This is a genomic window from Rubrivivax gelatinosus, assembly GCF_016583785.1.
Taxonomy (GTDB): Bacteria; Pseudomonadota; Gammaproteobacteria; order Burkholderiales; family Burkholderiaceae_C; genus Rubrivivax; species Rubrivivax gelatinosus_B.
Genome location: NZ_NRRU01000141.1, coordinates 1 through 10953, shown reverse-complemented (window position 1 = coordinate 10953; position 10953 = coordinate 1). Strand labels below are relative to the sequence as shown.

8 protein-coding genes are annotated in these 10953 nt (G+C 72.2%); 6 read left to right on the top strand and 2 right to left on the bottom strand.

Annotated elements, in window-relative coordinates:
- On the top strand, window positions 1–545 hold a 545-nt coding region (locus CKO43_RS23505), incomplete at its 5' end, for a hypothetical protein (protein ID WP_431191974.1).
- A gap of 16 nt (window positions 546–561) precedes the next feature.
- Window positions 562–1809: an FTR1 family protein gene (locus CKO43_RS23500; RefSeq protein WP_200380160.1), complete on the top strand. Its 1248-nt coding sequence runs from the start codon at window positions 562–564 to the stop codon at window positions 1807–1809.
- A gap of 11 nt (window positions 1810–1820) precedes the next feature.
- On the opposite strand, the gene fur is transcribed toward CKO43_RS23500, so the two are convergent.
- A complete protein-coding gene (gene fur, locus CKO43_RS23495) occupies window positions 1821–2291 on the bottom strand; it encodes a ferric iron uptake transcriptional regulator (RefSeq protein ID WP_200380159.1) in 471 nt (156 codons plus the stop codon).
- 155 nt (window positions 2292–2446) lie between these two features.
- On the opposite strand from fur, the gene CKO43_RS23490 reads away from it, so the two are divergent.
- Window positions 2447–3856, top strand: coding sequence for a 4Fe-4S binding protein (locus CKO43_RS23490; protein WP_200380158.1), 1410 nt, complete (start codon window positions 2447–2449; stop codon window positions 3854–3856).
- Between the two features lie 32 nt (window positions 3857–3888).
- Complete coding sequence (locus CKO43_RS23485) at window positions 3889–4455, top strand: iron transporter (protein WP_200232134.1); 567 nt, start codon at window positions 3889–3891, stop codon at window positions 4453–4455.
- A gap of 268 nt (window positions 4456–4723) precedes the next feature.
- Here CKO43_RS23485 and CKO43_RS23480 read toward each other — a convergent pair whose 3' ends face one another.
- A complete protein-coding gene (locus CKO43_RS23480; RefSeq protein WP_346728388.1) occupies window positions 4724–7105 on the bottom strand; it encodes a catalase in 2382 nt (793 codons plus the stop codon).
- A gap of 191 nt (window positions 7106–7296) precedes the next feature.
- Between CKO43_RS23480 and CKO43_RS23475 the strand changes: the two genes are divergently transcribed.
- Together CKO43_RS23475 and CKO43_RS23470 are read left to right on the top strand one after the other, a co-directional pair.
- Entirely contained in the window at window positions 7297–10035 is a 2739-nt protein-coding gene (locus CKO43_RS23475; RefSeq protein WP_200380157.1) for a hybrid sensor histidine kinase/response regulator, read from the top strand.
- A 425-nt stretch (window positions 10036–10460) separates the two neighbouring features.
- Window positions 10461–10953, top strand: a 493-nt coding sequence (locus CKO43_RS23470) for a hypothetical protein (RefSeq protein ID WP_207185203.1), incomplete at its 3' end; no start/stop codon positions are given.

Genomic DNA, 10953 nt, shown 5'->3' with positions numbered 1-10953 from the left:
CGGCTGCCGCGCGCCCGGGTCTGGCCGCCTCGGCCGCAGCGCCAGCGGCGGCGGAGGCGGCGCCATCCGCGTGGCAGCGCTGGCTGGCGGCGCTGGACAGCTGGGTGCTGCACTACGACGCGACGCGCCGGCGCCAGCTGGTCGAGGCCGGCGCGCAAGGCGGCAGCGGCTGGCTGGTGCTGGCGCTGCGCCTGGGCGCGGCGCTGGCGCTGGTGGCCGCAGCAGCCTGGGGCTGGCGGCGCTGGCGCGACGGCCGTGGCAGCGACCCGCTGCTGCAGGCCTGGGCCGCGTTCCGCGCCCGGCTCGCGGCGGCCGGGGTCGAAAGCCGCAACAGCGAGTGCCCTTCGGCGCTGCGTGCGCGGCTGGCGGCGTTGCCGGCGCCGTGGGCAGCGCCGGCGGCAGCACTCGTCGACGAGTGGCTGGCCGCACGTTATGCGGCCGCGCCGCCGGACGCCGCGGCGCAGCTGCGGCTGGCGCGCCGGCTGGCGGCGTTCCGGCCGCTGGTCTTCGAGGCCGGCGGCACGACATCCGGCTCCCGCTGCTGAAGCACTGGACAAGGACATGAAACCCGAACATCTCCGCTTCCTGCGCCGCTTCGCGGCCGCACTCGCGCGCTGGCCCTGGGTGGTCGGCATCGTGCTGACGCTGTGCCTGACCTGCACGCCGCCAGCGCAGGCCCAGGACGGCGCCGCCGCCGTCGACGACCTGATCGCCGCCGGCGATGCCGCGGCGGCCGGCTACCGCGGCGGCGGCGACGCCGGCGCCGAAGCCACCGCGGCCGAGTTCTCGCGCCTGTACTTCGACGTGTTCGAGGCCCGCGGGCTGGAGCTGGTGCTGGGTGCGCGCGACCGCGCCGCGATGCAGCGCATCGAACTCGGTTTCGCCCACGTCATCCAGCTGGCGCTGGAGCGGCGCAGCTCGCAGGAGCTGGACGCGGGCTGGCACGGTCTGCGCGCCGAGCTGGCGGCGCAGCGCCCGCTGCTGGCCGAAGCCGGCGCAGGCGGCGCGCGCGCGGCCTTCGCCCAGTCGGCGCTGATCCTGCTGCGCGAAGGCGCCGAGGCGCTGCTCGTCGTCGGCGCGCTGGCCGCCTTCCTGCGCCGCACCGGCCAGCACGACCGCATGGGCTGGCTCTGGGGCGGTGTCGGCGCCGCGGCGCTGGCCAGCGCCGCGCTCGCCTGGGTGCTGGGCGTGCTGCTGGACGCCGCCGGACGCTGGCGCGGCGTGGTCGAAGGTGCGGTGGTGCTGGCGGCGGCGCTGCTGATGGCGCAGGTGGCGGCCTGGCTCTGGGCGCGGCGCGACGCCGAACGCTGGAACGCCTGGCTGCGGGCGCGCCTGGCTGCGGGCGCGCACGACGCGACGCCGTGGATGACGGCGCTGGTCGCCTTTCTCGCCGTGTTCCGCGAAGGCGCCGAGACGCTGCTGTTCTACCAGGCGCTGGCGCGCGCCCAGCCGGGGCAGGACGCGGCGCTGTGGGCCGGCGCGGCGCTGGCGCTGGCGCTGCTGGCGGCGCTGGCCTGGGGCATGACGCGGCTGGGGCTGAAGCTGCCGTTCACCGCCTTCTTCAGCGTCTCGGCGCTGCTGCTGCTGGGGCTGGCGCTGAGCTTTGCCGGCCAGGGCGTGCTCGAGCTGCAGCTCGCCGGCTGGCTGCCGACGACGCAGACGCAGGCGCTGCCGACAGTGGGCTGGCTCGGGCTGTACCCGAGCCTGGAAGGCGTGGGCACGCAGGCGCTGCTGCTGGCCGCGGTGCTGGGCCTGTGCGGCTGGACCGCCTGGCGCCAGCGGCGCGGGCCGGCCGGGGCGGCGGCATGAAGCCGCCGGCTTCAGTGGGCGTCAGGCGCGCGCGGCTCGTCGTCGCGCTCGGCCGTCGTGCAGTCGGCGCACAGGCCGAACAGCGCGAGCCGGTGGTGAGTCAGCTCGAAGCCGCGCTGGCGCGCGACCAGTTCCTGCCGGCGCTCGATCTGGGCGTCGGAGAACTCCTCGACCCGGCCGCAGCGCACGCAGACCATGTGGTCGTGGTGCTCGCCCTGGTTGAGCTCGTAGATCGCGCGCGTGCCCTCGAGCTGGCTGCGCACCAGGATCTGCGCCTGCTCGAACTGGCCGAGCACGCGGTAGACCGTCGGCAGGCCGATGTCCAGGCCGAGTTCGAGGATGCGCCGGTGCACGTCCTCGGCGCTCAGATGGCGCAGCGGGCTCTCGCGAAAGATTTCGATGATGCGCATGCGCGGCTGGGTCAGCCGCAGGCCGCGTGCGGCGAGTTCGGGTTCGCGGAGGCTTCGTTCGAGGTCATCCATGGAGCAGGCTCGGTCGGCATGTCGGTCGGTCGGGGCGACGTGCCGGCACCGCGCGGTGCCGGCAGCGCGCCGGGACGACACGATGAACCCGGCACGCCGGTGCGAACTTGTGTCTTGTCAATGCGAATGGTTCTCACTAAACACACTTTGACATCATGAGCAGTTCTCGCCGTGTCGTGCCGATCGCCGTCGCCGAGGCGCAGCCGCGGGTCGGCCGCATCGAAGCCTTCTTCGTCCACCAGCGCGAACGTTTCGTCTGGCTGCAGGCGGCGATGTGCCTGGTCTTCGTCGTGCTGGTCTTCCTGCCGCCGTGGCTGCCGGAGCCGACGCTGGACGACGGCGTCACGACGCACCTGGCGCTGGCCGCCAACTACGCGATGTGGGGGCTGTGGTTCCCGCTGGTGCTGCTGTCGGTGGTGCTGACCGGGCGCAGCTGGTGCGGGCTGCTGTGCCCCATGGGCGCGGCCTCCGAATGGGCCAGCCGCGTCGGGCTGCAGCGGCCGGTGCCGCGCTGGCTGCGCTGGTCGGGCGTGCCGGTGGTGAGCTTCATCGTCGTCACCATCCTGGGCCAGACGCTGGGCGTGCGCGAGCACCCCGAGGCGGTGCTGATCGTCTTCGGCGGCACGATGGCGCTGGCGGTGCTGTTCGGCGCGATCTGGGCACGCGGCAAACGCCCGTGGTGCCGCCACGCCTGCCCGATCGGGCTGCTGCTGGGCGTGTTCTCGCGCCTGGGCGCGGTGCAGTTCGAGCCCAAGCGGCCGGTGCCGGGCGGCGAGCGTTACGCCGAGATCGGGCTGTGCCCGACGATGATCGACATCGCACGCAAGCAGGCCTCGCGCCACTGCATCGAGTGCTTCCGCTGCGTGCACCCGCAAAGCCAGGGCGGCGAGCGGCTGCGGCTGCGCCGGCCCGGCCTGGAGGTCGAGCGCATCCGCGAACACGCGCCCGACGCCACCGAGGTCTGGTTCTTCTTCCTCGCCACCGGCACCGCGCTCGGCGGCTTCCTGTGGCTGATGCTGCCGTCGTATCAGGAACTGCGAGGCGACGTCGGCCGGGCGCTGCTGGCGCTGGGCTGGAGCTGGATCGGCAACGCGGCGCCGGCCTGGATCGGCAGCTCGCACCCGCAGCGCGGCGAGGTCTTCAGCTGGCTCGACGTCGGCATGATCGCCGGCTACATGCTGTTCTGGGCCGCGGCCACCGCCGCGATGCTGGCGCTGGCCACCGCCATCAGCGCCTGGCTCGCCGGCCAGGCCGGCGCCGACGGCACGCTGCGCTCGCGTTTTGTCGAGCTGGGTTATCTGACGATGCCGGTGGCGCTGGTGTCGCTGGTTATCGGCCTGGGCTCGCGGCTGTTCGAGCCGCTGCAGGCGCTGGGCGAGGCCGCACCCGGGCACGCGAAACAGGCGCTGTTCGGGCTCGCGGTGCTGTGGAGCCTGCACCTGGGCAACCGCATCCTGGCCTTGCAGGGCGTGCCGGCCGCGGCGCGTTGGCGGCCGCTGCTGCCGTCGATGGCCGGCATCGGCGCGGTCGGGCTGTCCTGGTGGGCAGCGATCTTCGGTCTGTGAGCGGCCACTGGCCGCAGGGGATGGAAACGATGATGGACACACGAAACACCGGCGCGGCGGCGCGCCGATTCCGCTGGCCGCTGATCGCGCTGGCGGTGCTGGCGCTGCCGGCCGAAGCGGTGCAGGTGGCGCTGGGCGACGAACTCTGGCGCCACGGCATGACGATACAGGCCGAGTACCTGCACCCGCTGGAGGTGCTGCCCGACAGCCCGGACCCGAGCGCCGCCGACGCCTATCTGCAGCTCAACATCCACGCCCAGCGCTCGAACAAGCAGGGCTTCATCAAGTTCTCGTGGGTGCCCTACCTGACGGTGCACTACCGGCTGCAGTCGGCCGACGGGCGCTGGAGCCGCGAGGGCGTGCTGCCGCCGACGATGGCCTCCTACGGCCCGAACTACGGCGCCAACGTGCGCTTCAACGGCTACGGCCGCTACCGCGCGAGTTTCCGCATCGAGCCGCCGCCGCCGGACCAGGTGCGCCGCCAGGTCGGCCGTCAGACCGGCGTCGGCACCTGGTGGGAGCCGATCGAGGTGCAGTGGGAGTTCGACTATCTCGGTCCCGGCAAGAAGACCGGGGTCGGCGGATCCGGGGGCTATTGAGCCGGGTCCGCGCGCTTTCTTCCTCGAACACGTGGTGAGCCACGGCGCCGCGGATGTGCTCGAGCTTGTCCAGGTAGTCCTGCGTCATCGGCTCGAGCTCGTCGAGTTCGGCCGTCTGCATCTTGGCCGCGCTCTGCTCGGTGTAGGCGGTCGTCGCGTCGCCCTTCTCGCCCGCCAGCGCCATCGCCGGGTAGAGCACGGCCTCCTGGAACTCAGTTGGGTTGCGCGCTCTCGGCAAGCGCGATGCCGCTGGGCGCCGGGCGGCGTGTCACACCTGCGGCGGATCGGTTTCGCGCTCGAAACGGCGCGGCGCCCCGAGCGCCTGCATGAAGGCCGCGACCGCGCCGGGCGCGTCGTCCTGCACGATCACCAGCGCCGGGTCCTGCCCGGGCTGCTGCGGCACACCCGCCGCGGCCAGCAGCCCGGTGCCGGCACCGAAGACCAGCAGCGGCTTGCCATGGCGGTAGGTGTCGCGCACGAAGTCCATCGTGTGCGCGTTGGCGGCCAGCGCGTCCACGCCGTCCTGCCCGTCGGGCAGCACGATGGCGTCGAACAGGAAACCGGGCTCGTTCTCGAGCGAGGCCTCGGCATCGAGCTCGGTGCCCTCGGCGCTGCGCAGCAAGCCGATGAACGGCGCGACCAGGCGCACGACGGCACCGGCCTGCGTCAGCCGGTCGCGCACGCCGGCCAGCGGCGCCCAGTTGACGCCGGCGGCGACGAGCACGGCGACCTTGCGCGCCGTGACCGCACCATCACCCGGCCGCGCCAGCAGCGACAGCGCCGGCGACAGCCTGACTTCAGGCTCCGCGGGCTGCTCCAGCGCCTTGGGCAGCGCGTCGGGCAGCGACGGCATGCCCAGTTCGGTGGCCAGTTGCCGGGCCAGCGATTCGCTGGCGTTGCGCAGCGAAGCCACCACGCGCTCGCGCACCGCCGGCACCGTCACCTTGCTCAGCTCGAAGCGGAAGGCCGCGGCGATGTGCGCCTGCTCGGCCGGCGACTGGCTGTCGTAGAACAGCGTGGCCTGGGTGTAGTGGTCGGCAAAGGCCTCGGGCTTGCCGCGCACCTTGGCCTGCTCCTCGCGTGCGCGCAGGCGTGCGGGCACGCTGACGAAACCGTGCGCGGCACCGGCCTGGAAGGGGCAGCCGCCGCCGAGCGAGTTGGGTTCGTAGGCGACACGGCCGCGCGGGATGGCCTGGCGGTGCATGCCGTCGCGCTGGTTGTTGTGCACCTGGGCCAGCGGCGCGTTGATCGGGAGCTCGTGGAAGTTGGGGCCGCCCAGCCGGCTCAGCTGCGTGTCGACGTAGGAGTGGATGCGCCCGGCCAGCAGCGGGTCGTTCGAGAAGTCGATGCCGGGCACGACGTTGCTGGTGCAGAACGCCACCTGCTCGGTCTCGGCGAAGAAGTTGTCGGGGTTGCGGTTGAGCACCATCCGGCCCACCGGCCGCAGCGGCACCAGTTCCTCGGGGATGATCTTGGTGGCGTCGAGGATGTCGAAGCTGAAGCGCTCGGCCTCGTCCTCGGTGAACACCTGCAGGCACAGCTCCCACTCGGGATAGGCGCCGGCCTCGATGGCCTCCCACAGGTCGCGGCGGTGGAAGTCGGGGTCGGCGCCGGAGATCTTGACCGCCTCGTCCCAGACCAGCGAGTGCGTGCCCGCGGTCGGGTTCCAGTGGAACTTGCAGAACACCGACTCGCCCGCCGCGTTCACCAGGCGGAAGGTGTGCACGCCGAAACCCTGCATCGTGCGGTAGCTGCGCGGGATGGCGCGGTCCGACATCTGCCACATCAGCATGTGCGTCGACTCGGGCATCAGCGACACGAAGTCCCAGAAGGTGTCGTGCGCGCTGGCGGCCTGCGGCATGCCGTGGTGCGGTTCGGGCTTGACGGCGTGGATCAGGTCGGGGAACTTCATCGCGTCCTGGATGAAGAACACCGGCATGTTGTTGCCCACCAGGTCCCAGTTGCCCTGGTCCGTATAGAACTTGACCGCGAAGCCGCGCACGTCGCGCGCGGTGTCCTTGGAGCCACGCTCGCCGGCGACGGTCGAGAAGCGCACGAAGACCGGCGTGACCTTGCCGGCGGCCTGGAACGGCGCTGCCGCGGTGATGTCGCTCAGCGCGTCGTAACACTCGAAGAAGCCGTGGGCGGCCGACCCGCGGGCGTGCACGATGCGCTCCGGAATGCGCTCGTGGTCGAAGTGCGTGATCTTCTCGCGCAGCACGAAGTCTTCCAGCAGCACCGGCCCGCGCAGCCCGTCCTTGAGCGAGTTCTGGTTGTCCGAGATCAGCGTGCCCTGGTTGGTGGTCAGCGGCCGGCCGGCGGAGTCGACGCGCACGCGGTCCAGCGTGTCGATGCTCGCGTTGAGCCCCTCGACGGCGACGCTGCCGGCCTTGTCGTTGCCGTTGATCTCGGTGAGCGTGCTGCCGCTCGGCAGCCGCGACGGCGCGACCACCGTGTCGCCCTCGCCCGGGGCGAGCGCGTTCTGCAGGCCGTGCTCCTGTGGCTTGGTGGTGTTGAAGGGGATGGACGCGGCCAGCGCCTGGGTGTCGGCGGCCTTCTGGCTGATGCCGTCGGCATTGGCTGCGGTCGGCGAGCCGGCCGGCCCGCTGTCGGTCGGGGTCGCGCGGGTGGTCTTGCGGCGATTGGGCACTCGTATCTCCTCGTGGCGGCACAGGGCGTGGCCGGGCTCGAGCCGGCCGGATCGCTGCGCATGGCAAACGCCGGTCCTCGCGCCCCGCCACCCCCCGAATCCGATGGGCGGCCGCAGGCCCGCGGGTGGCGAGCCACCGCGCGCCCTTGCGTTAGGCTCCCCGCGTTTCGTCAGCCGTGAGAGTTCGCCGCATGTGTGACCCGTTACCGAGTTACGCCCCTGCCGCGGGCCAGCCCGGCACCCGGCAGCTGTTCGCCGCTCTGGTGGCGTCGGCCGATCCGGACCGGCCGACGCCGCCCTGGGGCGGCGAGGTCACCGGCGTGCTCGCACTGATGTGGCGCAGCCGCCAGCCGATGGCGCTGGTGCTGGGCCCGCGGCGCCTGCTGGTCTACAACGACGCCTACGTCCCGCTGTGCGGCGACCTGCACCCGGCGTGTTTCGGGCAGCCCCTGGACACGGCGGGCAGCCCGCAGCCGCGGCTGTTCGAACCCTTGATCCGTTCCGGCTTCGGCGGCGAGGCGCAGGCGCACGAAGGCCTGCCCTGGGACGTGCCGCGCGCCGGCGTGCCGACGCTCACGACGATCGACCTGTCGGTCACGCCGCTGCTCGGCGACGGCGGCGGTGTCGAGGGCCTGCTGCTGATCGCCAACGAGTGCGCGCGACCGCAGGACGAGCGCCAGCCGTCGCGGCTGGCGGTCGAGGACGCCGCACGCAGCGCCGCGCTGCTGCGCGCGGTCTCCGACGCTTCGCCCGACGTCATCTTCGCGAAGAGCCTGGACGGCCGGCTGCTGCTGGCCAACCCGGCGACGCTGGCGCTGATCGGCAAGCCGGCACACGAGGTGCTGGGCCGCACCGACCGCGAGTTCCTGCAGGACCCGTCCGCGGCCGAGGCCGTGATGCGCAACGACCGGCGCATCATGGAGTCGGGCGTCGCCGAGGAGATCGAGGAGGTGGTGCCGCGGCCCGACGGCCGGCCCGTCGTCTGGCTGTCGCGCAAGATGCCGTGGCGCCGCGACGGCGAGGTCGCCGGCCTGCTCGGGATCTCGCGCGACATCACCGAGCGCAAGCGGCTCGAGCAGCAGCTGGCCGCCTCCAACGACTCGCTGAACCAGATCCTGGGCAGCATCACCGACGGCTTCGCCTTCCTCGACCCGGCCTGGCGCTACACCTATCTCAACGAACAAGGCGCGAGCATGTTCAGGCTGCGCCGCGAGGACATCCTGGGCGGCTGCCTGTGGGACCTGTTCCCGCACGCCGCGACATCGCGTTTCGGCGCCGAGTACCGGCGCGCGATGAGCAGCGGCCAGCCGGTGCACTTCGAGGCGTTCTACCCCGAGCCGCTGAACCGCTGGATCGAGTGCCACTGCTACCCGTCGCGCGACGGCCTGGCGGTGTTCTTCCGCGACGTCACCCGCAGCCACGAGGTGCAGGCCGCGCTGCGCGAGAGCGAGGGCCGGCTGCGCCGCATCTTCGAGGCCAGCCCGATCGGCATGGTCAGCGGCGACGAGAGCGGGCGCATCCTGGCCGCCAACAGCGCCTACCTGCGCCTGATCGGCCGCAGCGAGGCCGAGCTGAACGCGGGCGCGCTGCGCTGGGACGAGGTCACGCCGCCCGAGCACCTGGAGGCCGACCGCGAGGCGATCGCCGAGGTCGCCCGCGACGGCGTGTCCCAGGTCTACGAGAAGGAGTACCTGCACGCGGCCGGCCACCGGGTGCCGGTGCTCGTCGCCTGCGCGCGGCTCAGCGGCGACGGGCGGCTGCTGGTCGGCTTCGTCATCGACATCACCGAACGCAAACGCGCCGAACGCCACCTGGCGCGGGCCGACGAGAACAAGAACCGCTTCATCGCGATGCTGGCGCACGAGCTGCGCAACCCGCTGGCGACGATCCAGAACGGCGTGGCGATGCTGCAGCGGCACGCGGGTGCCGACCTGTCCGAGCGCATCCTCGGCATCATGGACCGGCAGATCCGGCACATCGTGCGCCTCACCGAAGACCTGCTCGATGTCTCGAGGATAGGCAACGGCAAGCTCGAGCTGCGGCTGGAGCCGGTGGACCTGCGCGAAGTCGTGCACGCGGCCGTGGAGGCGGCGCGTGCGCTGCTCGAAACCGCCGGCCACCGGCTGACGCTGGACCTGCCCGCCCAGGCCTGCCGCGTGCACGCCGACCACGCCCGCATGGTGCAGGTCGTGTGCAACCTGCTGAGCAATGCCGCGCGCTACACGCCGCCGGGCGGCCGCGTCGAGCTGCACCTGGCCGAGGACGGCGACGGCTTCGCACGGCTCGTGGTCACGGACAACGGCATCGGCGTTCCGGACGAGCTGGCGTCGGAGATCTTCGATCTGTTCTTCCAGGCCCGCACCGAGCTGGGCTCCAGTGCCGGCCTGGGCATAGGCCTGGCGCTGGTGCGCCAGCTCGTCGAGCTGCACGGCGGAACGGTCCAGGTCGCCAGCGCCGGCCGCGACCAGGGCAGCAGCTTCCTGGTGAGGCTGCCGCTGGCCCCCGAGCCGGTGCTGGCGCCGGCCGGGCCGCCGGCGCCCGCCCCCAGCGGCAGCGACGCGCGGCGCATCCTGGTCATCGACGACAACGTCGACGCCGCCGAGATGCTGGCCGCGCTGCTGATAGGCGCCGGCCACGAGGTCCGGCTGCTGCACGACGGCGACGGCGTGCTCGAGGCGGCGCGCGACTTCCGGCCGCACATCGTCCTGCTGGACATCGGCCTGCCCGGGCGCAACGGCTACGAGGTTGCGCAGGAACTGACGGCGCAGTGGGACGGCCGGCGCGGCACGCTGCTGGTGGCGCTCACCGGCTGGGGCAGCGACGAGGACCGGCGTCGCGCCCATGACGCGGGCTTCGACCGGCATCTGACCAAGCCGGTCGAGTTCGACGCGCTCGAGCAGCTGGTCGCCGGCGGCGGGGCCCGCGAATAGGACGCGGGCGCCGCCGCGGGGCCCGCGGCTACTCCAGCGCGAAGATCAGCACCGAGTAGGCACCGACGTGCACCGGGGCACTGGCGCCGAAGCCGTCATAGGGCTCGTCCACGGCGAGCACCGACTGCGAGTCATGGCTGCGCGGTCTTGCGTCGGTTTGAACGGCCGCTCCGCAGCGGGTGCGGTCGGTCGCCGGTCGGCGCTCGACTCGTAGTCGCGGCCATGTTCGGGTCGCTGAGGCTCCGCGCCCACATCAGCGCCAGTGACCGGTGTCTGAGGTACTGCAGACGATGGCAGCTCGGCATCTGCCGGCACGGCCCCGGTCCAGTCAACGACTGCTGTCTCCGGCGGCGAACTGACGCTGCCGACCCGAAGCCGACCATCGATTTGCAAGATTGGACGCCGCAAAGCAGACGCGACCTCCGGTGAACCTCTCGCATATTCCGGCCACTCGTGAACACCCGTTCCGGTTCCTGATGAACACCGAGTCCGGCAAGGTGACCAAGGCGAACCGTGCTGGCATCGTGAACACCGCGATGCCCACGCGCCCACCTTGCCGGCACGATGAACAAGATGCCAGCATCGTCGTGCACACCGCGCCGGCCACGCGATCACTTCAACAGCATCCGCTCCCGCGCCCGGCAGCCGGCCATCCTGGATCTGCGGGAGACGCCTCCATTCGCTGCCGGCCTGTTCTGGGCCATCGACTGCGTGTGCAAGCACTGGGTGTTCGTATCGACGCAGTCCCGGCTGGAACTCGTCATCTTCTCGCACGATTTAGCCACCATTCGGGCGGACGAGCCGCAGGCGAACCGGCACCACCGATGCCGTTTTGGTTGCACACCGTTACTGCGCTTTTCCGTCATCGGGAGGACCTGCTCGGCCAGGGGTGCATGGGACACTCGATTGGCTTAACTG

Bases quoted from the DNA above. Each gene is read 5' to 3' on its own strand.
- CKO43_RS23485 (WP_200232134.1), top strand. From the start codon at position 3,889: ATGGACACACGAAACACCGGCGCGGCGGCGCGCCGATTCCGCTGGCCG.
- CKO43_RS23475 (WP_200380157.1), top strand. From the start codon at position 7,297: ATGTGTGACCCGTTACCGAGTTACGCCCCTGCCGCGGGCCAGCCCGGC.
- CKO43_RS23490 (WP_200380158.1), top strand. From the start codon at position 2,447: ATGAGCAGTTCTCGCCGTGTCGTGCCGATCGCCGTCGCCGAGGCGCAG.
- CKO43_RS23500 (WP_200380160.1), top strand. From the start codon at position 562: ATGAAACCCGAACATCTCCGCTTCCTGCGCCGCTTCGCGGCCGCACTC.
- fur (WP_200380159.1), bottom strand. From the start codon at position 2,291: ATGGATGACCTCGAACGAAGCCTCCGCGAACCCGAACTCGCCGCACGC.